The sequence below is a fragment of the Serratia marcescens genome, assembly GCF_006715005.1.
In the GTDB taxonomy this organism is placed as follows: domain Bacteria; phylum Pseudomonadota; class Gammaproteobacteria; order Enterobacterales; family Enterobacteriaceae; genus Serratia; species Serratia montpellierensis.
In genome coordinates, this window is sequence record NZ_VFMJ01000001.1 from 5,345,454 (window position 1) to 5,366,418 (window position 20,965).

Sequence of the window (20,965 nt, forward strand, 5' to 3'; positions counted from 1 at the left end):
TGAGATCTTCCTTGCGGTTCAAATAAACTGAATGCCTTTGGTTATCAGGCGATCGGGAATGTAGTTATCCAGGTTGGCGTATTTGCAGTACTCCTCAAATTGCTGCTGAGTATGCACGTTGGCCTTCTGGTAAATGTTATAAATGCGGTTTTCGATGGTCTTATTGCTGACGTTATAGATTTTTGCGATCTCTTTTACCGTAAATCGCTGAAGCATAAGAAAAATGACATCGAGTTCGGCACGGGTGAACAGCTCGTTATTGACTTCGGTGGTCAATACGCTGGGTTTTTGCTGATTGATGTATTTCAGCGGTGACAGGCTGTTCATCGGCTTGGCGTTCCAGATCACGCCAATCACCTGTTTGTCATCGTTGTACACCGGTAGCTTTTCGCTGATAAACGGCGTCAGGCTGTCTTTGCCGTACCAGTAGTGCGTTTCTATGACCGTGACCCGATCGCGCGCCGCTTCGGTCATCTTGTCATGCTCGATAAAGTCGGCGGCGGAGTCGGCCCAGTCGGCGGGGAATTCGTGGTCATATTTGCCGGAGACGTCGAAATTCAGCGGCGTATTGGTATAGAGATAAGCGGCACGATTCATATAAAGGTGGCGGGACAGCTGGTCTTTGATGCCCCAGGGCTCGCTCAGGTGCTCCATCATGGTGATGAGGCCCTTAAAATAAGATTCATTATTTTTATGCGATGAACCCATACCTACCTCTGCGCCGCTCAGGCCGCGTTACAGGCTTTTAGCCAGGTAATGGCGGGTGTGGCGATGCGCGTAGTCGCCCAGCTCGCCGTAGACCCGGTAGCCCAGTTTTTCGTAGAAGCCTCGGGCCTGGAAATCGAAAGTATCGACATAGGCCATATGGCAACCGCGCTTGCGGGCTTCTTCTTCGGCCAGTTGCATCAGCTGGCGGCCGTAACCGCTTTTGCGACATTGATCGCCGACCCACAGATACTGCACTTCCAGGCCGCCCCACCAGGTGCGTGCGACCAGGCCGCCGACGATCTGCTGGTTGTCGTCGGTGACGGTCAGGAACAGTGGGTGAATGTCTACGGGCTGGGTTTTATGGTTGTGAGCCCAGAGGCTGTCGATAACGAACTCTTCATCCTGTGGGTTGGGTTTGTCGGTGATATTAATATTCATTTTTAATATAATTCCCTGATTTAATTATTCAAAACTGAACTAGGCGCTGTCGCCCCAACCGCTTCTAATATCACTTTCATTAATGTATTTCAAGGGTGGTTTTCACCCTTTTCCGCCAGGTGAGAGGCCGCTTATAGTAGGTGCCACAGGGAGAAGAAAATAGTGAAACAGGCGGTATTAAAACGCTGAAATGCCCTGCTTACACCATCTTTTCCTACTTGCGCCTCACCAGGGCCCCACCGGGAAAACTGCAGTACTGTATGGCTCCACCGGATAGAGCAAGCTCACTTGCCGACGGGGGAGCCACTTTGTTTTTTGACGTGCCCACCCGCGCCCGCCATTCGCTGTCTCAGATATTAAACACTCTTCTCATCAGAAGATATGCGCCGCAGCTGAAAATGTGGCCGATACCTTCCGATCCGCTGATTTAGTCCTCTGCTATGACGCTGCTGAGCGCCGGCTCGATGGTGGCATCCAGCATGGCGCCGTGCCCTAAGGCGGGCCACTCCCGATAGCCGACGGCGAGACCGTCGAGCTGTGCCAGGTGTTCGGCCAATAAACGCGTTGCGTTCGCCGGCAGAGTGGGGAGCTTCACGCCGGGCGGGGCCGCACGATCGCGTTCCGCCAGGCCAACCCACAGTTGCAGCTTCGCCACCGGCACCGGACGCCGCCCCATCATCTGCTGTGCTTCTTGCAGGATCATGCCGTTGCCCCACCACAGCGAGGGTTCCACGGCGATGTAGCGTTGGAAGGCGGTAGCATGGGTGAACAACGTGTGCAGCACGAAGAGCCCGCCGTAGGAGTGACCCCATAGCGTTTGCCGCTGCGGATCGACCGCCAGTTTGGCGGCGATCGCCGGTTTGATCCGCGTTTCAATCAATTGCAGGAACGCATCCGCGCCCCCGCCGCCCCGCGGCGGTTGCTTCAGGCCCACCGGCAGAGGGAGCGTATAGTCGTAGGCGCGGCCGGCGGCATCTATGCGCAGATCGTTGTCATAACCGATCATCACCAGCACCGGCGGTCGTTTCGCCGCCGCCAATTTGGCCAGCAAGGTGGGATTCAATCCCATCAGCACTGCATTGCCGTCGAGGAAATAAACCGTTGGATAGCCTTCAGGTGCAGGGGCCTGGCGCGGCTGGGCGATGCGAACGCGGTAATGCCGTTGGCCGTCGGCGGAGGTGAAGCGCAGATCGCTGAAGTGGTAATCTGCAGAATCGCTATCGGCTATGGTAGTGCCGATCTTGCGTTCCAGATCGGGCCTGGCCAGTACGGAGCCCGGCAGCCAAAGGCCGATGGCGAGCGCCAGAATCGCAGAGATAAAATGCCGGTTGGACAATAACATGCGGGTCAACATCTTTGTAAAAGGCCGATAGTAGCATTCGTTCGGGTCCGGCAAAAACCTACCTTTAGGGCGGGCATTCTGACGGCGAAGTACGACCGAATCCCGGAGAGGCTGCGGGTTGCTTTGTTGGGTTAATAGCAACCCCTTGTTATTATTGATAAGTCAGGAATAACAAGGATTACAATTAATTAGAAATGGTTATGATTTTTGTGGGTGAGAAAACTGCGAAGAAGGGTGAAAACATACGGTTATCAACGATATTTAGCAAAAAAAGCCCTATAAAATAGGGCAAAGACACACAACAACACCAGGGAAACTTTCCAGTATCTTATATTATAGCTTCCTATACATATAGAACATTTTATTATAAATATGTAAGTGATTCTTATTAATCGTTCAATGCCATTGTTTTTCAAATGGTTATGCAGCCTTTGTTGAGGCATTGCCCTTGGGCTGGTACGGGTTGCCAAGGGCGGGAGGCGGGGGATATTGCCGTCACGGCAGCAGAACAGACGAGAGCGTCGGCCCGATAATCCTCAAGGCAATACCGACTGGCGGGCGGCAAACGTGCCGGCCGGTATTTCTCCTCAGACGCGGCCGATCTTCACTGTGGGGCCAGGTGAAAATCAGTGCTGTTGCAACGTCAACATCTCGCCAAGCAAAACATCGGTTGGCGGCAGGATATCCGTATCCAGCCCGGCGGAGGGGGTAAAGGTCAATTCGCCGAATATGATCTGGCCTTTGGAGATGTAGAAATCAACGCGAACAAACTCGAAGGGTGCGGACAAGCGTGAGGCGTACTCAAACAGCTCATCGTATCCCTGCGGTTTCACGAAGGCGTCGATCTCCTCTTGGTTCAATGCCAGACAGTCATCGCTGTAGCACAGAAACTTGAAATCTTTGTCAAAGAAGTAATACTTCGGCGACCCGGTATCTCTGCCGACACACAGCAACGTGCAGTAAGGCACACCGCGGAAACAATAGATTTTATAGTCTTCAGGCCCGTGACCATTGGCCGATTCGATATACTTCTCCCCAATGATCTTTTTTTGTATCCCTTTGTAGTTGAGCTCTACATAAGTTTTCCAATAATCGTCTTTCATCCAACCGTCGATCAATTTTTTGGCGCTCTTGATATTCAGCAATTTTTTATTCTGGCAAATCAGGTTATACCCGGAACCGTGATTCCCTTTGATCACAAACTTATCCGGCAATGCGTCCCACGGAATATCGTTTACTGAATCACAGGCAAAGTACAATTCATTAAGGATCTCTTCGCACCCTTGATCTTTGATATACTGCCTTACCGCATATTTGTCTGCGCACTGCTTCACCAACGCATTGTGACTATAGCCATTCAGTTTCAGGTGATTGATCTTTTCATTCCAGGTGGACGGCGCCTGCAAGTTTAACGGTTTGCCAAATGCTTTTTTGTAGAGCAATCTGGCCTTGAACTCGGGAGCCAATACGGCCAGCTGCTTCGTAATAAATTTAATGATTTGTCTTTTCATATACGTAATTCCATCAAAGCGTAGTGACAATGATTAAGTCGTTCTTGTATTTAAAACGCGGGTGGCGCGCTTTCACTGCGCCATTGAATGGCCGTCGGCGTTGTTCCAAGATCAAATGGCTTGTGGTCTAACGCCCGATTAAGAATACGGGCCGACCGCCATGCCATCAGGCTCAACTGCGGATCGGCAATGCCGTGATTGTGCATACTGGCGTTCATGGCGAATAAGCAGTTCTCCGCCGGGCCTTCCCACTCAAAGGTAAAGTCTGGGGCGATGCGGTATTCGCCATCCGCAGTGGTCAGCAAGCGGTGGGCCAGAGGCTCAAGGAACTCTGGCGTGGCCGTCTGATAACCGGTGGCGAAGATCACCACGTCCGCCTTGAAGGCTTCTTCGCCGTGATCGAGATGATGACGCGTTTCGAGTTGGTAGGCGTTATCCAGCGTGTGTTTCACGGCCGTCAGTGAACGGCTGGGCAGCAGCCGCACCCATAATTTCTCGCGCAGGACGTCGAAGCGGTGGTACATGGCGCGATAAATCGCCAGCAGCGACTCACTGGTGATACCGTCTGAGGTCATCTTCTGTTCGGCCAGCATATGCCGTTTGGCCGCGCTATCCAGTGAGTAAAAGCTCTCGACGTAATCGGGCGTGAAGTATTCGTTGGCAAAGGCCGCTTCATCGAGCGCATTGTAGTTGTTGCGGCGCGATATCCAGTCGAGCTGCTCCGGTTGCCCCCATTCCCCTTTAAAAATATTCAGGAACAGATCGGCGCCGCTCTGGCCGCCGCCGACGATCGCCACGCGTTTGCCGGTCAGATCGGGGTTGCGCAGCATCATTTCGCTGGCGTGGAAACAGCGATCGCTTTGCGCCGTCACGCAATCAGGCAGCTTTATTTTCTTGCCAATACCGATACTTACGTGCCTGGCGTGGAAGACCTTATTCGAGGTGGTCACCACGAACTGGCGCTGTCGATCGTCGAACTCAATCCGCTGAACGTCTTGGTTGAATGCCAACGAGCCCATCCCGCCGGCGGCCCAGGTGAGGTAATCGGCGAACTCTTCACGCGATGCGGTGCGCTGTTCCGTCGTCAGGAAACGATAAAACTTCCTGTTTTTTACCAGATAGTTGAGAAAGCTGTAGCGATTGGTGGGAGCAACCGCGCTCACCAAGTCTTTTAAAAAGTTGGTCTGCATGCTGCAATCTGCCAGGATCATCCCTGGGTGCCAGGAAAAATGAGGTTTGCGCTCCAGGAATTGCCCCGTAAACCCCTCTATTTCACTGCCTAAGGCCGCCAGGCTAAGATTCGACGGACCAAGGCCAATACCGATGATATCCAAACGCTGATTCATTAATAAGCTCCAGTATAATGAGAATAATACCCAGAAATACGGCTGCAGATAGGGTGGCTTATAGCAACCAGGCTGCCTTTTTCTTATAAGTAAGCTTCACGAATTAAATTGAATTAAAATGTGTACGGGCCAGAAATACCGAATTTTTAAATGCCCGTTTAGAATTAGGTAGCACATCAGGTAAAGGCTACGGGCAAATTTCTTTCCATGAAAATCCCTATAAAAGCTTGCATGTGGTTTTAATGACTATTCCTAAGTAAAAATCCGATATCCCTGAGCCACGACGCCATGAAAACGATCGCCTGAAGCGGCTACTCATCGTATGGGTTCTCATCTGATTTCTGGTTTCTGGTGTATGTGCCAGCCTGCGTTCGTTTTGCATTTCCGGGATCGGGTTTCCGTTGCTTAGAATAACCCTAAAATAGGCGCTGAGAAGGTGAAATAACGTGATATTAAAAGCCGGGCGCTTTTTGCAAAGATGAAATCGGAAGTGAAATTATGAAATCGGTTGATTAAGTTGTTTTTTGTTAATTTATTCAATGCATTATACGGTTTTCTACGGAAGGGGTTAAACCCGTTTTTTCGGAGCGGGCGCACGCTTCCCAGTGTTGTTACCGTTGATCACCGTGAGATTTTACCCTCAGTGGCATAAACCGATGTACGCGAATTATTTGCGTTAACTACCTGGTTTACCGTTTGTTGAACTTGCGCGGGACGAGGTTTGTCAGGAAAGGAGGTTTTTTTGAGCTGGGAATGAAAGATTCTGGCCACGACGGCGAAGTGAGCAAGACCTATCCGGCAATCATTTTGGTGCACGTTAACCGACCACGACAACAAAAATACCTCAGTTAATTCGACGCATTCTTACTCTTCAGACAGGGCGAAACAGTTGCCGGATCACAGGAATGAATAGGATTGCGTTTTTGAAAGTCGAAATGCTTATGGTAGTGGCAGAGATCTGGCGGGGATCAGCATCTCATTCAATACCTCACCCGGCAAAATTACATCGAAACTCGTGCTATGCTGCCAGCGCTAAAATCTCATGCAATCCAGGGAATGCCATAATTCCTTCATTATTACGAGATACAGAATAATGTAATTGGATTTCTTTTTGATTATTAGTATGCCAACTTATCTGCAAACAATTAATTTTATTGTCCTGATTAACTTGCCTACGGCATTCCGTTAACACTTTTTCGGTCTGAAGGACGTCATTAATAGGGTGCTCGGCGCCGATAAATTCACGCTTGGCAGGGCAATGCAATTTCCAAATTAATGCTGGAATATTCCCCTTTTTGGCCGCCGGCTTTGCAGATATAGCTGAAATTTTGCACGCTATTTACCGGCTGAAAAATATTCTAATAATGCAGGCGTCGTTTTAGCGATCAGAACCTGTACGGTCAGGTAGTGTAAATCCTAAAAGAAAAAAAACGTCATAGGCGGGTTCTTCTAAATAGTGGTGCCCGGACTCGGACAACCGGCGCTTGCGCCGCGTTGAACAGCGCTTCAGCGCTGGCCCGTAGGGTGAGGCCTTTGGGCCGAATAATCGAACGCAGTTCGATGGAGAGTCCGCACCCCAGAAAGCGAAAAACCCGCCATAGGCGGGTTATTCTGAATATGGTGCCCGGACTCGGACAACCGGCGCTTGCGCCGCGTTGAACAGCGCTTCAGCGCTGGCCCGTAGGGTGAGGCCTTTGGGCCGAATAATCGAACGCAGTTCGATGGAGAGTCCGTACCCCAGAAAGCAAAAACCCAGCCATAGGCTGGGTTCTCTAAATATGGTGCCCGGACTCGGACAACCGGCGCTTGCGCCGCGTTGAACAGCGCTTCAGCGCTGGCCCGTAGGGTGAGGCCTTTGGGCCGAATAATCGAACGCAGTTCGATGGAGAGTCCGTACCCCAAAAAGCAAAAACCCAGCCATAGGCTGGGTTCTCTAAATATGGTGCCCGGACTCGGACAACCGGCGCTTTCGCCGCGTTGAACAGCGCTTCAGCGCTGGCCCGTAGGGTGAGGCCTTTGGGCCGAATAATCGAACGCAGTTCGATGGAGAGTCCGCACCCCAGAAAGCGAAAAACCCGCCATAGGCGGGTTATTCTGAATATGGTGCCCGGACTCGGAATCGAACCAAGGACACGGGGATTTTCAATCCCCGTGTCCTTGGTAACAAGATGTAAAAAGTGGGTAAGCTGTGGTTTTCTATGGTGTTTATGCTCGAATCAACTAAATTCGAGTGTACACATGGACAATATCGTTAGAAAAGCCACTACTGCTTCTGTCAGTACCAAGCCTCAAATCGTGCCTATGGTTTCAACCAAAGGCGGAGAGGGTAAATCCACGCAAAGTGCCAACCTTGCCGGCTTCCTTGCCGATGCAGGTAAAAAAACTCTCCTCATCGATGGTGACCACTCCCAACCCACCGCAAGCAGCATTTTCTCCCTGGAATACGAGGCACCCAACGGTTTGTATGAACTGTTGATGAAGACTGTCGATCTCAACCAACCCGAAGAAATCATCTCCCGTTCTGTTATCCCTAATCTCGATGTCATCGTTTCCAACGATCCCCACGACCGTTTATCTTCTGCCATGTTGCATGCCCCTGATGGTCGTATGCGTCTGAAGAATGTTCTGCAACACCCTTTGTTCAACGAGTACGACGTCATCATCATTGACTCCAAAGGCGCGGCGTCTGTGATGCTAGAACTGATTCTGGTTGCCAGTACGGAGTTCGCTGTCGGTGTTATCAAGCCTATATTGCCGGATACGCGTGAGTTTCTGCGTGGCACATTGGGGTTGATGGAAGGATTATTGCCGCTGACCAGCTACGGCATTGCGTTACCGCGTGTCCGTATTCTGACGAACTGCATGGAGTACACGAATCTGGATTGGCAGACCCTGAACAGTCTGCGCGGCATTATCGATAACGGGCAGTATCTGCGTGCAGATACCTTCGACGTCTCCCTTCTCGACACCATCATCCCCAAGCTTGAAATTTACAAAATGGGGCATGCTTCCGGCCAACCTGTTCATCGTCTTGAAAGAACCACCACACGCACATCAACGCTCGCTGCTGCGGACACTATGTATGAGCTGGCCCGCGAGTTGTTCCCTCACTGGGTTGCCGACTTTGACGTTCTGCGTAAGGAGGCAAATCAATGAATATTGAACAGCTAGTGACCTTTCTTAATGAACAGCGCGAGTTAGCCGCACCTGCACCCTGGCAGGTTCTTGAACTCTATAGCGATGGCGTCACTGTCGTGGATGTCAACGGCTTCGAGCATGTGGAAATCCCTAATGTCGCGATTGTTCCAGACTGGGAAAAACTTGGGCTTGAGCACTGGTCGGATAACGGTGGGAGCCGTGATGTGAGTCTTGAGGAGCAACGGGCTAATGGTTATCTGGCCGCTGCAGCACCACAGCTACTGGCTTACGTCAATGTGCTTAACCGTAATTTGGAAACCACGGAGAATGCGCTGCGCCGCATGCTGAAAATGCATGCGTTGATGATGGCAAAAACCAATCATGCTGCCAGCTTCTATGATGCTGAATGTCTTCACGAAATAGCCGAGGCTCCGTATGAGGCCGCCGCGGTACTTGAACACATCTGTGGCGCCGATGCCGAGAATACGCACCTAAAAGAGGCAACTTGCGTAGGGTGCGGTTGTACAGATGGTCATGCTTGCCTGGATAAAAACAGCAAGCCATGCAGTTGGCTCAAGGTCAATCGTGAAACCGGGATGGGGGTATGTTCATGCTGTCCGACTTTTCTTAAGCACCCGTTAACAACTGACGGTGAAGGATCGGAGGTGCGTCATGGCTGATATGCATATTCCTTATTCTTCGGATGCCGAGCAGGCCGTTCTCGGCGGCTTGATGCTGGATAACGAGCGGTGGGATGACATTCTGCCATTAGTTGGAGATCGTGATTTTTATCTGGCGGTACATCGTCGTATTTTCCAGGCCATGGTTCGCCTAATGGCTGTTCAGCAGCCGATTGATCTGATTACGCTCCATGAATCACTGGAACAAAACGGTGAGCTCGAACAGGTAGGCGGTTTTGCCTATCTGGCGGAGTTGTCTAAAAACACACCGAGCGCAGCCAATATTGTCGCCTATGCCGGGATTGTCGCTGAACGCAGTCGACTGCGTAGCCTGTTGCAGCTCGGGCGTGAATTGAGCGCTGATGCTGCTCATCCCCGCGCAGATTCTGCCGCCCTGACCGAAAGGGCTGAACAGCAATTGTTCCAGCTCTCTGAGCAAACCCACTCACAGCAGAATGTCAGCCTGACCGATGGGCTGAATGCTGTCGTGACCTATCTGGAGACGGTGAATGGCGGTAATGGGATCACCGGTACCCCGACTGGCTTCTCTGAGCTTGATGTGATGACGTGTGGTTTGCAACCGGGAGATTTGGTTTTGCTTGCCGCACGGCCGTCGATGGGTAAAACCGCCTTTGCGTTGAGCGCTTACACTGGCGCGCTTCGTGGCACGGAGAAACCGGCATTCTTCTTTAGCCTGGAAATGCCGCGCGAGCAGTTGCTGCAACGCCTGATTGCTGTTGACGGGCGGGTTGAACTTTCAAGGCTGCGCAGCGGCCAGTTGGATGATGAAGACTGGGCGCGTATTTCCAAAGCGATGGAGCGGTTGTTGCCATTGGAAAACCGCCTGATTATTGACGATGAATCGTATTTGACCCCCGCACTGCTGCGTTCCAGGGCACGGCGCTATACCCGGTTGTATGGTAATCCGTGTTTAATCATGGTTGATTACCTGCAGCTGATGCGTTGCCCTGGCCAGGAAAACCGCACTCAGGAAATTTCAGAAATTTCCCGCAGTCTGAAAGCACTGGCCAAAGAACTTGATTGTCCCGTTGTTGCGCTATCTCAACTGAACCGTCAGTTGGAAAGCCGTGCTGACAAACGCCCCTTTAATGGTGACCTGCGAGACTCCGGCGCGCTGGAGCAGGATGCCGATGTGATCGTTTTCATCTACCGTGATGAGGTCTATCACGCTGAGTCTGATGATGCCGGCACGGCAGAAATTATCATTGGTAAGCAGCGGCAGGGTGCAACGGGTACCGTTCGCGTCAAGTTTGAAGGGCAATTCACCGCGTTCAGCGACCTCCAAGACGGTCAATATGACCAATATGCGGGGAGGGCGTAACCATGGCGCGTCCTAAAACCAAGATCCTCGATTTGAACAGTGCTCTGCTCCAGCAGGGCAAGACTGCAGCAGGCACGCAACCTTTAGCCCCTGTGCTGGCGGAAACCCCTGTCAGTGAAATGCCGTTGGTATTGACCCTGGATGAAGTGAACCCGAATCCGGATAACCCGCGTACCACCCGCAACCCCAAATATGATGATATTAAAGCGTCAATTCGGGGGCGGGGTTTGGACACGGTGCCAAAAGTAACTCGTGATCCGGAGCGCCCTGAGCTGGGGTACTTCTTCAGTGATGGGGGGAATACGCGTTATGCGATCCTTTCCGAGCTCTGGCAAGAAACAGGAGAAGAGCGATTCTACCGCTTTTCTTGTGTGTTCAAGCCATGGCCAGGTCGGCTGTCCTGTGTCATTGGTCATTTGGCTGAAAATGAAGTGCGTGGAGATCTGACGTTTATCGAAAAAGCGTTTGGGATCAAGCAGGCACGCACGCTTTTTGAAGAGCAATTGGGTAAAACAGTCTCTTTACGTGAGCTTTCAACGCTGTTGGGGGAGTCTGGCTATCCAGTCCATAGTTCTAACATTAGTCGGATGGAGGACACCGTCCAGTATCTGCACCCTTATATGCCAGCACTTCTTGAATCAGGTTTGGGGCGCCCTCAGATTCAGCACTTACTTGCATTGCGTGCTCATGCCGAAAAGACCTGGCTGGATTTTGTAATAGAGGGGGGATCTCAAGAGGCATTTAAGTCGGTATTCGGTAGGGTATGTTCTCAATTTAATGATCCTGAATTGTATTCACTGGATATGTTCCGTGATGAGTTGATCGGTGCCCTCATTAACGCGTTGCCACATCCGTTGCTCAATTATGACCGCTGGCTACTGGAGCTCGATCCCAAAGAGCAAAACCGGCGCAAGCACCTCGGTGAGCCTGAACCGGCATTAACGCCTGAGCTGTCAGGCAAGGGCAATACTGTCGAACTGGCGCCAGCACTGCAGCAGGGAAATATCGGCGGACCGACGATACCTGAAGTACAGGGAGAAAGCTCTTCTTTGGTGCTGGACAGCGCGTTGCATGAATCAACGGGAGATGCCGATGATGGATCACAGAACGCCCAGGAAGAGGAAACGCCTGCAACTAAAACTGAACGCCGTGTTGAAACTCAGCCTGACTTATATGGTGCGCCTTCTGTGTTGTCGGGGGACGTTGAAACGGTTTTAGACGGTGAGAATACCACCGTCCCCATGCCGGACCTTCATGAGTCGACAGCCCCTCATAGCAATAACGTGACACAGCCAAAGCAAGGTGTAACCCCTGTTGCAGAGGTGCCTTTTGCCGAGGTAGGACTTGAGCCGGTCTCCTCCATCTGGGCTATTTCTGCCCTGCAGGATGATATCGAGCACCTGCAGGTGATCACCTTCCGATTGGCATTTGAACTGGCCGAAGTGGCGGGCTGCGAGGCTGAAATCAAAGCCGACAAAGCCGACTTGCAGGCTGCCGGCTACGCATTGACTGCCGAACGTCCCTCTCGCTTCACCGCGTTACTCCTGACCCTTGCCGGCAACAACCCGGACGGCGCCTTATCCAGCTCGCTCAATGAAGCCCTCATCGGGTCGGAAAATGCGGCTGACTGGCCGTTGCTTGACGATATTCATGCCGTGAAATTGATGCGCCTTATTCGCGTCTTACGCCGTCTGCGTGAACTGCAGCGTGACTTATCTGCAACAGAGGAGACAGCCTGATGAGCCATTCACAACGACAGGTGCGCCTGGTGAAACTGGTGCGCAAACTGCTTGAGCTGGCCCGTAGCAACAGTAATGCGCATGAGGCTGGACTGGCGTTAGCCCGGGCGCAAAAACTGATGGAGAAATACGGTATCAGCGAGCTGGAAGCCAGCCTGTCATCTATTCAGACGGCACCGAGCCGGGGAGCGCCTTCCGAAGCGAAACAAAAACTGCCTGAATGGATGTCCGGGCTGGCGTGGGCGATTGCCCGCGCCTTTGGATGCCGTTTGTATTTTTCCTGGCGGGATACCGCGTCGGGCCCGCGCCGCAACGTGACGTTCTACGGTTTTAGTGAGCGGCCGACCGTTGCGGCTTATGCGTTCGATGTGCTGAGCCGGCAGTTGAAAGATGCGACTGCAGACTACCTGAAAACCCAGAATAAGCGCCTGAAAATGAGCACGCGGCGTGCCCGAGCTGAGCAGTTTCGTGCCGGCTGGGTTGCCGGCGTCCGGAGAGTCATCACGACGTTTACCGTGACAGAACAGGAATGCGAGCTGATGGGAGCCTGGCTGGAAAGCCAAAAGATGGGGGAGTTGCAAACGCGCGCCCCGAAAACCTGCCGCGGTGATGATATTGCCCGTTTACGTGGATTCGAAGCAGGCCAGAACGCCCGTTTACACCAGGGTGTTCAGGGGGCTGTGACCACTGGCATTGGTTATCAGGGAGGACGCAATTCATGAACCTTTATCTATTCCTTATCACAATGCTGTCCTTCATTTTTTGGTTCCTGTTTATGCGCGACGTTCCTGATCCCAGAACGTGGTTTAAGGACAAGGGCAAAAACTTCATTTCAGCGTTGCCATTCCTGTTCGTTTCCATGGTGTTGCTGGCATGCTTGTTTGCTGTTTTTTCGAGATATTTTTCCAAAATCCAGGGGGGGGCACTATGAGTAATAGCTTGTCTCAGGCGACGAACAGCCTGCTCACTCAGCTCGTAATGGAACTTAAATCAGGCTATATCCGCCGCTGTGAATCTCTGGGGCTGACCACGGAGGAGATGCAACTGCTGCACGGTTTGACCATTGAAGATCTGCATTACCTCATGAACAGCTCGGTATCGGTGCTGACCTTCCAAATCCATCACGAGAATTTTTCTCTGATGCTGCAACATGCGCGCCGTGAGCAGCAACGTATGCAGCGGATTGACCGTGCACTGGCGTTGGGAGGCTCTATCGAAATGATGCAGCACTATTTTGGTCTCTCGACCGTTGAAGTTGCAGCCCGCCGACGCATGACCGGTATCAACATTCGCCAGGGGCGCTGTGCAGCGCTCAGCGACGACGAGAACGCGGCATTGTGGCGCCAGTGGCAAAAAGCCGACATCGATGACGCCTCCAGTGCCGATGGACTGGACGTCATGATGCTGGCCGCCGAACAGATGGATGTTTCTCTGACGGCTGTCTGGAATGCCGTTCGCAGCTTTGATGCCCCTCAGACGGCGGTCGCCAAAAAAGCCATTCAGGCCGTGCGTACGCAACGCGCTACGCCGGGAGGAAATACAAGGAGGCTGGCATGAAGCCTGTGATGTTAATGCCGGGTTTGCAGGTCCCCCGTTCGGCGCCGCCATCCTGCCAGCGAAAGGCGAAGGAGCAGGTCAGGCGTTTCCGCCGCGGGGAACGTAACTACAAGCACCTTCATGTCAAAGGCAAGCACGCCCCCGGGCGTGCCTGGATGAAGATTGATATCGGTACCAGCTGGCGACTGCTCAGCCGAAACAGTGGTGATGACTGGGAGCTGTTGACCCATGAACGCTACAACAACGAACTGTGGAAGTGATGACACTGACCCTGTACCTGGTATCGGGTACAGGCCTGAGTGCCGTTAGGCCAACAACCGCTTGATGCTTTCGCCCTGTGGGCGGGGGCAGCGTTAAAGGATGCGCAAAATCGATGAGCATAAACAACACACCTGATGACAGCCTGATCACCTTTACGCTCGAACAAATGAATGCCCGCCTGGCGGAACGAATAGGCGCGGAAAAGCACGCGGGGAGTCCCGATGTCACGAATCTGCGCAGCGGCCTGCTGTACATGGGCAATGTGCATGACTCCATCCCCCGCCGGTTGCTTCTGGACACCCGCCTGTCACCGCTTGATAAAACCGCGTGGATTATGATCCGCCTGTACGCACAACAGAACCAGGGCGCCGTGTTCCCGACCTATGACGAACTGCAGCTGCAGCTCGCCTCGCCGTTTAACGGTAAGGCGTCCCGCGAGACCGTCAGCCGCGTGCTGCTGATGTTACGCCTGACTGGCTGGCTCAGTTTGTGCCGGCGTGTGCGTGACGACAAGGGGCGGGTGAAGGGCAACATCTATGCCCAACATGATGAACCACTCTCGGCCCGTGATGCGGAGACATTGGATCCGACCTGGCTGGATACGGTCGCCATGGGCTGTGCGCATAAAAACCGCACCGTCAGCCAGACGGCCTGGTCGGTACTGTCGGATATTCAGCATGATCCGACAATGCGTCATCAGCATTCCCAGATGGCGGCGATTGCTGAACGGCTGGGGTCGCCACAAACCCCGCAACAGATGGCTGCCAGAGTGTCTCAACGACAGGAGAGTATCCCCAGTTCGGACGCCGAACTCAGTAAAAAATCCCCGGGTTCGGATACCGAACTGAGTCAAATTAAGCCCGATTCGGATACCGAACTCAGTGTAAAACAGGGAGGCAAAACACCGGGTTCGCTTTCCGAACTCATGGTGAAATCAGTAACTTACGGTGCATCAACGAAACCGAACTGTAACGTACGTTCTTTCACACAGAGTGTGAATAAAACAACGTACGTACCTGAGTTACCGGCCGAACTGCAAAACATCATCGCTACGGATGATCAGCGCCAGATTGGTGTCCAGCTTAAAGCATTGCCTGCAGAGGTTTCCCGTCAGGTGCTGGAGAGTCTTGAGCAGGCGATGGTCAAAGGCACCCTGAATAATCCCACTGGCTGGCTGCTGGCGGTGATCAAACGGGCCCGAAATGGTGAGTTGTATGCGAGTGCCAAATCCCCAGAACCTGCCAGGCCTGTACCGCGACGCCAAATACCTTGTTCTGCGGCGCCAGCTAAACCAACAGGTCCGGTCCGTCAACACCTGGCGTCGCGGGACCATGTAAGCGGTGTTGTGGCCAAATTACGCCAGCAAATGATGCGGGCAAAAAAATGAGTCGAGAGTGCAGATAATCAAGTTGTTCGAAAATAGACCACTACTAGCATTGGTTGAAAAGTCATCACTGTTGACAGTGTCAACGGTGATTGAAAAGTAGCCACTGTTGACAGTGTCAACGGTGATTAAAAAGTAGCCACTGTTGACAGTGTCAACAGTGATTAAAAAGTAACCGCCGTTAGCAGTGTCTGCGGTGGTTAATAAAAAGTCCGTTCTTGCAGCATCAGTAGTGGATAATAAACGCACTACTTAGGCTGCGGCTTTGTGGGGAGAATCGAATGAGGTACTAACTAAGGCACTCTTTTTCATTTCGTACAGAAAAAGAGTTTTGAATTGCTGCGTTATGCCCAAGTCGAGACTATTTCAAGCCAAACATACTCCCAGTAGTTAGAAGGATGATCAAAATGGCAGATTCAACAGAGAATACCCAGCACAAGCCTGCACAGACGCGAGCCGGGGCGCTGAAATCGACGTTAACCGTCCAGTTGCATACACAATATGCAATATTGTTATGGGAGGGACGGCAGCGTGAGAAAGAGTCAAATAAACCACCAATAGTCAGCATGCCTCAGGTCATCGCCCGAGCAGGGAAAATTAATGCTGATTCAAACGCTGACAACCCTTATGCCGATGGCGCGATGTTGTCGTTGGAGCAGGCTATTGAACGTGGCACCGCGCGATTGCAGAGTGCAGTCGCAGAACTTGATAACGTCTTATCCAGCTTGCCGGGTCAGGTCTCGATGTCAGAAGTCTCATCAGTATCACCGCTGAATATCGGTGTATTTAGTCGTACTCCGCTCGGGTATCGTTGTGTCTGGTTACTCGTTGGATTTGATCAGCTTGCGATGAAAGCATTTCAGGCATGGCACTATGGGTTGATCTCTCGTCAAAAGCGGGATGACTTGCTGAGCCAGGGGGGGCATTGGGTACGGCAGGTTTATGGGGTTGTGCAGCAGTACCGATCTGTAGCTGTAACGCGTGATGATATTCGCCTTCAAACGCCGGTTGGTATGGAGGCGGTCAAGCGTCTGGGGGAACCTGACGCAGACATTATGTCTGGCACATCGCGTTCCGCTTTTTCGCCCCCACTCAATAAAACTTCTGTGCCAACATCGTCCACTTCTTCAAAAAAAGGAGCTAAATCATGATTATGAATCGACAGGTAACGTCTTTTTTGATGCCAGGTGTACTCTGCACCGCGTTATTGTTAACGGGGTGCGCAGGCACCGAATTGGGTGAATGGAACAAAAAAATCAGTGACGCTGCCCATTCGCTGGCAACCGGTGGCAGCGGCGGCTCCAGTGAGGGTAGCATGCCCTGGATGACCCGGGCCGGTATTTCGGGGCCCCGGCAGGACGTGCAACATACGTATAGCCTCCCGGTGGATGTTGATACCGCGGCGGCGCGGCTGAAAAGTCATTATCAGTTCATCTCCTCCGAGGAGCTTGAAAGTCTGCGCCAGCGTGATCAGCACGGTGACTGGAGTGCGAGCTCCATTGATGAAGCACGCCCGGTCTGGTCAGCAAATCGGGGCAGTTATTACAAGATGGGGCAGGAATGGAAAGGCAATGATCGCCTTGAGCTCGAAGTGGTCAAGTCCGGCGCCGGCAGCCGTCTGAAAGTGACATACAGCTCACCGGATGCGTCGCACCTGACCGACGCTTACCTTGGGAGATTGATGACGCAGCTGCAGCAGGTTGCCAAAGGTCAGGGCTGAGGGAGATTATCTGATGCAGCTCTACCTGTGTGAGAAACCCAGCCAGGGTAAAGATATCGGCGCCATTCTCGGGGCGACCCAGCGTAAGCAGGGCTATCTGGCGGGTAGCGGCGTCATCGTCACCTGGGCAATAGGGCACCTGCTGGAGCAGGCTCAGCCGGAGACCTACGGTGAACAGTTCGGTAACCCCTGGCGGGAGTCTGTACTGCCTATCGTGCCTGCTCAGTGGAAAATGACGGTAAAAAAAGACACTGCCGATCAGTTTGCGGTCATCCGTGGGTTGCTCAAGCAGGTTGATTCTGTGGTGATTGCGACCGATGCGGATCGTGAAGGGGAAGTGATCGCACGGGAATTACTGGAGCATTGTCACTTTACCGGCCCGGTCCAACGGCTCTGGTTGTCTGCGCTGGACGAGGCCAGTATCCGGCATGCTCTGGCAAACAAACTCCCTGGCGAGAAGACTGCATCCCTGTATGAGGCCGGCCTGGCACGTGCCCGGGCTGACTGGATGACGGGGATGAACCTGACCCGACTTTATACTCTAAAGGCGCGGGAACAGGGATACGGCGAGGTGTTGTCTATCGGGCGGGTACAGACCCCCACGCTGGCGCTGGTCGTGAACCGTGACCGCGAAATCGCCAACTTTATTTCCAAGCCGTACTGGCAAGTCAGGGCGAACCTGCAAAAGGATGGCATTACTTTTCCTGCGAACTGGGTGCCGGCTGCCAACTACTGCGATGAAGAGAAGCGCTGTATTCAACAGAATGTGGCGCAGGCCGTCGTTCAGCTGTGTCAGCAAACAGGTCATGCCGTTGTGCTTGAGGTAGGGACCGAGCGAAAGAAAGAGTCCGCGCCGTTGGCCTTTGACCTGGGCACCCTGCAGCAGGCTTGCTCACGCAAGTGGGGGATGAGCGCAAACCAGGTGCTGAGTATCGCGCAGTCGCTGTATGAAACGCACAAGGCGACCACATATCCCCGGACGGATTGCGGCTATCTGCCGACATCGATGCGGGAAGAGGTTGCCGATGTGCTGAGTGCGGTTACCCGCACGGATCCAACGCAGAGCGAAAACGTGGCCAGGCTCGACAGGGCCTTTGTTTCCCGCATCTGGAACGACAAAAAAATCACGGCGCACCATGGGATTATCCCGACCAAGCAGCCGTTCGACCTGAGCAAGCTGTCTGCCGATGAGCTGAAGGTCTATCAGCTGATCCGTCAGCATTACCTGGCACAGTTCCTGCCGTTACATGAAGTGGATGTGACTGAGGCTACCTTTAATATCGGCGGACAATTGTTCCGCACCCGCGGCAAAGTCGAGGCCGTGGTAGGTTGGAAAGCCCTGTTCCAGCATGACGTGAGCGAGGCGAAAGATGAGTCGGCCGACACGGATGATGTCCGGCTGCCGGCGCTGGTAAAAGATGAATCCGTCGCGGTTGCCGGCGCGGAGCTTAAAACGCTGCAGACGAAGCCCCCGGGGCATTTTACTGACGGGACACTGATCGCCGCCATGAAAAATGCTGCGGCGTTCGTCAGTGACCCGCAACTGAAGAAGGTGCTGAAAGAGAACGCGGGACTGGGTACTGAAGCGACACGCGCAGGTATCCTGGAAACGCTGTTTAAACGCGGCTACCTGGAGAAGAAGGGAAAAATCCTGCTCTCCACGCCGATTGCCGGCGAGCTGATAGATGCGTTACCGACAGCGCTGACCAACCCCGGGATGACGGCGCTGTGGGAGCAGGCACTGGACGAGATTGCCCAGGGCCAGATGACACTCGAGACGTTCATGAGTCGCCAGGCACAGTGGACGGGCCATCTGGTGGAGAAAGGGAAGACGCAGGCGGTGAAGTTCACTGCGCCTCCTTCACCGCCGTGCCCGACATGCGGTGGGACGATGCGCCGGCGTGCAGGCAAGAAAGGCGGTGGTGCCTTCTGGGGCTGCAGTAATTACCCCACTTGCCAGGGCATTATCAACATTGATGCAAAAGGTGGTCGTAAGGCAAAGCGCTATAAAGCAAAATCACCGGCTAAAAATAAATCAACCGGAGCGGAGTAAGAGATTGTCTGATGTACATAGCTCAAAGTTTTGCTAATGTGGGCGGGCTTTGATGCAGGGTACCCCGTAACTGCGGTGGTGGGAAAATTCTTCCATGGTTTTTTTCTGCTTCAGTTCGGTCAGCGGCCTCCACACTCAGGTTGGCTGTCAAGACGCAGGCAACTCCGTGAAAAATGCGTCGGGAGACTAGGTTCCTCCCCGGAGTTTGACAGAATTTACTGAAGGCTCAGGTACCGGCCGTGCGGCGTTGATTTTCGGATCAACGCCGTTTTTATTTTATGGTGCTCAAAACGGAATATTGCGGTTGACACTCTCGATGCTTGCATTAAAAATGAACAGGCTTACTTGTTGTCTCCGGACAACCAGCCAATGCTTCAGCACTCTGTGAGAAGCGCCTTCGGGTGAGTGCCAGCCAAAGTTTCAGCGGTCTGTGAGAAACGCCCTCGGGTGACTGCCAATAGCCTCGTAGCCTGAAAGAGGAAGCCCACGTGGCGGTAACACCGTTTAGCCTTTGAGAACGGGGATCACTTAGCGGTGATGAAGGTCCATTTCACAATCAAGACAGTCTGCACTGACGTACGACTTTGCAGACTCCCGACGGGAAACACTTTCCCGTCGGGAAGGTGTATTTCTCCGTCACCGAATCTTTACTCCTGGAGAAAACATCATGTCTACCCAATCTCAGCAAGCACCTACTAAAACTGAATACTTCAACCTGACTATCAAGGGCATGGGGTACCTCAGCAACATTCGTCAAGTCAATGGCCCGAATGGCACCTTTATCAGCTGTGTCGTCAATGGACTCTCCGGTCCTACCGATAACGCCAGTTACACGCGTTTCGATGTGACGGTCGCCGGTAAAGAAGCGAGCAGCCTGATCAACCGCTGTCAAAAATCGGTTGATGAAGACAAAAAGGTCCTGATTGGTTTTGTGCTCAGCAATCCCAAGACGGACATCTTCACGCTCAACAGCGGCGAACATGCCGGTGAACAGCGCGTCAGCCTCAAAGCCCGCCTTATCAAGGTCGATTGGATCAAAATCGGTCAGGAAAAGGTATATCAGGCTGAGAAATCCGACTCTACGCCGCCTCAGCAAGGTTCCGCACAGCAACAATACGCGGAAAACTCTTTCTGATAACGCCCTTTACGCCTCGATTTTTCGGGGCGTTTTTCCCTTTCTAACTCTATTCCCTATGAGGATTTGATTATGGCGTCTCGCGGCGTAAACAAAGTCATACTTGTCGGTCACCTTGGCCAGGATCCTGAAGTCCGTTACATGTCAAATGGTGGTGCGGTTGCCACCCTGTCGCTTGCGACATCCGAGACCTGGCGTGATAAACAATCCGGCGAACAGAAAGAAAAAACCGAATGGCACCGTGTGGTGCTGTTTGGCAAACTCGCTGAAATTGCCGGCGAATACTTGCGTAAAGGTTCGCAGGTCTATATTGAAGGCGCTTTGCGCACGCGTAAATGGGCAGATCAGAGCGGCCAGGATCGCTACACTACTGAGGTAATCGTTAACGTGGGCGGCACGATGCAGATGCTGGGTGGTCGTAGTCAGACCGATAACCCGTGGCCCTCAGCGTCTGGTAGTTGGGGGCAACCTCAGCAACCGACCCACAGTGGTACACCCCCTCAGGCGTCTGCCGGCAATGAACCGCCGATGGACTTTGATGATGACATCCCATTTTGACCTGGATGGCATTCATTGACATACTGCACCTAGCGTCTGCTGTGTGCAGTTTT

18 protein-coding genes are annotated in these 20,965 nt (G+C 52.9%); 13 read left to right on the forward strand and 5 right to left on the reverse strand.

Features of this window, described 5'->3' with window-relative positions:
• Positions 1-18: 18 nt before the first annotated feature.
• The 5 genes from FHU12_RS25810 to FHU12_RS25830 form a co-directional block, all read right to left on the reverse strand.
• Positions 19-708 (reverse strand): helix-turn-helix transcriptional regulator, encoded by a 690-nt coding sequence (locus tag FHU12_RS25810; RefSeq protein WP_141972588.1) that lies wholly within the window; start codon positions 706-708, stop codon positions 19-21.
• Positions 709-735: 27 nt separating this feature from the next.
• Positions 736-1,146 (reverse strand): GNAT family N-acetyltransferase, encoded by a 411-nt coding sequence (locus FHU12_RS25815; protein ID WP_019453029.1) that lies wholly within the window; start codon positions 1,144-1,146, stop codon positions 736-738.
• A gap of 427 nt (positions 1,147-1,573) precedes the next feature.
• Positions 1,574-2,488: an alpha/beta hydrolase gene (locus FHU12_RS25820; protein WP_141972590.1), complete on the reverse strand. Its 915-nt coding sequence runs from the start codon at positions 2,486-2,488 to the stop codon at positions 1,574-1,576.
• Between the two features lie 626 nt (positions 2,489-3,114).
• Positions 3,115-3,999 (reverse strand): ATP-grasp fold amidoligase family protein, encoded by an 885-nt coding sequence (locus FHU12_RS25825; protein WP_141972592.1) that lies wholly within the window; start codon positions 3,997-3,999, stop codon positions 3,115-3,117.
• A gap of 50 nt (positions 4,000-4,049) precedes the next feature.
• Positions 4,050-5,345, reverse strand: a complete 1,296-nt coding sequence (locus FHU12_RS25830; RefSeq protein WP_141972594.1) for a lysine N(6)-hydroxylase/L-ornithine N(5)-oxygenase family protein — start codon at positions 5,343-5,345, stop codon at positions 4,050-4,052.
• Positions 5,346-7,583: 2,238 nt separating this feature from the next.
• Here FHU12_RS25830 and FHU12_RS25835 point away from each other — a divergent pair.
• The 13 genes from FHU12_RS25835 (at position 7,584) to FHU12_RS25895 (ending at position 20,912) form a co-directional block, all read left to right on the forward strand.
• Positions 7,584-8,501, forward strand: a complete 918-nt coding sequence (locus FHU12_RS25835) for a ParA family protein (RefSeq protein WP_141972596.1) — start codon at positions 7,584-7,586, stop codon at positions 8,499-8,501.
• Positions 8,498-9,163, forward strand: a complete 666-nt coding sequence (locus tag FHU12_RS25840) for a hypothetical protein (protein ID WP_141972598.1) — start codon at positions 8,498-8,500, stop codon at positions 9,161-9,163. Before FHU12_RS25835 ends, FHU12_RS25840 begins: the two co-directional genes overlap by 4 nt.
• Positions 9,156-10,505 carry an SPI-7-type island replicative DNA helicase gene (gene dnaB-PI / locus FHU12_RS25845; RefSeq protein ID WP_141972600.1) on the forward strand — a complete coding sequence of 450 codons (1,350 nt, stop codon included), beginning with the start codon at positions 9,156-9,158 and terminating at the stop codon, positions 10,503-10,505. Before FHU12_RS25840 ends, dnaB-PI begins: the two co-directional genes overlap by 8 nt.
• A gap of 2 nt (positions 10,506-10,507) precedes the next feature.
• The gene (locus FHU12_RS25850; protein ID WP_141972602.1) at positions 10,508-12,244 is read left to right on the forward strand and encodes a ParB family protein; all 1,737 of its coding nucleotides are present in this window, start codon (positions 10,508-10,510) and stop codon (positions 12,242-12,244) included.
• A complete protein-coding gene (locus FHU12_RS25855; protein ID WP_141972604.1) occupies positions 12,244-12,966 on the forward strand; it encodes a DUF2786 domain-containing protein in 723 nt (240 codons plus the stop codon). The genes FHU12_RS25850 and FHU12_RS25855 overlap by 1 nt, the downstream gene beginning before the upstream one ends.
• A gap of 205 nt (positions 12,967-13,171) precedes the next feature.
• Entirely contained in the window at positions 13,172-13,801 is a 630-nt protein-coding gene (locus FHU12_RS25860; protein WP_141972606.1) for a DUF2857 domain-containing protein, read from the forward strand.
• Positions 13,798-14,061, forward strand: a complete 264-nt coding sequence (locus FHU12_RS25865; protein ID WP_043143926.1) for a ParE family toxin-like protein — start codon at positions 13,798-13,800, stop codon at positions 14,059-14,061. The genes FHU12_RS25860 and FHU12_RS25865 overlap by 4 nt, the downstream gene beginning before the upstream one ends.
• 113 nt (positions 14,062-14,174) lie before the next feature.
• Complete coding sequence (locus FHU12_RS25870; protein WP_141972608.1) at positions 14,175-15,449, forward strand: STY4528 family pathogenicity island replication protein; 1,275 nt, start codon at positions 14,175-14,177, stop codon at positions 15,447-15,449.
• 404 nt (positions 15,450-15,853) lie between these two features.
• Complete coding sequence (locus FHU12_RS25875; RefSeq protein WP_141972610.1) at positions 15,854-16,597, forward strand: PFL_4669 family integrating conjugative element protein; 744 nt, start codon at positions 15,854-15,856, stop codon at positions 16,595-16,597.
• Positions 16,594-17,166, forward strand: coding sequence for a hypothetical protein (locus FHU12_RS25880; RefSeq protein WP_060558273.1), 573 nt, complete (start codon positions 16,594-16,596; stop codon positions 17,164-17,166). The genes FHU12_RS25875 and FHU12_RS25880 overlap by 4 nt, the downstream gene beginning before the upstream one ends.
• Positions 17,167-17,179: 13 nt before the next feature.
• Positions 17,180-19,219: a DNA topoisomerase III gene (locus FHU12_RS25885; protein WP_141972611.1), complete on the forward strand. Its 2,040-nt coding sequence runs from the start codon at positions 17,180-17,182 to the stop codon at positions 19,217-19,219.
• Positions 19,220-19,886: 667 nt separating this feature from the next.
• A complete protein-coding gene (locus FHU12_RS25890; protein ID WP_141972613.1) occupies positions 19,887-20,354 on the forward strand; it encodes an STY4534 family ICE replication protein in 468 nt (155 codons plus the stop codon).
• A 72-nt stretch (positions 20,355-20,426) separates the two neighbouring features.
• Positions 20,427-20,912 carry a single-stranded DNA-binding protein gene (locus FHU12_RS25895; RefSeq protein ID WP_141972616.1) on the forward strand — a complete coding sequence of 162 codons (486 nt, stop codon included), beginning with the start codon at positions 20,427-20,429 and terminating at the stop codon, positions 20,910-20,912.
• Positions 20,913-20,965: the final 53 nt, after the last annotated feature.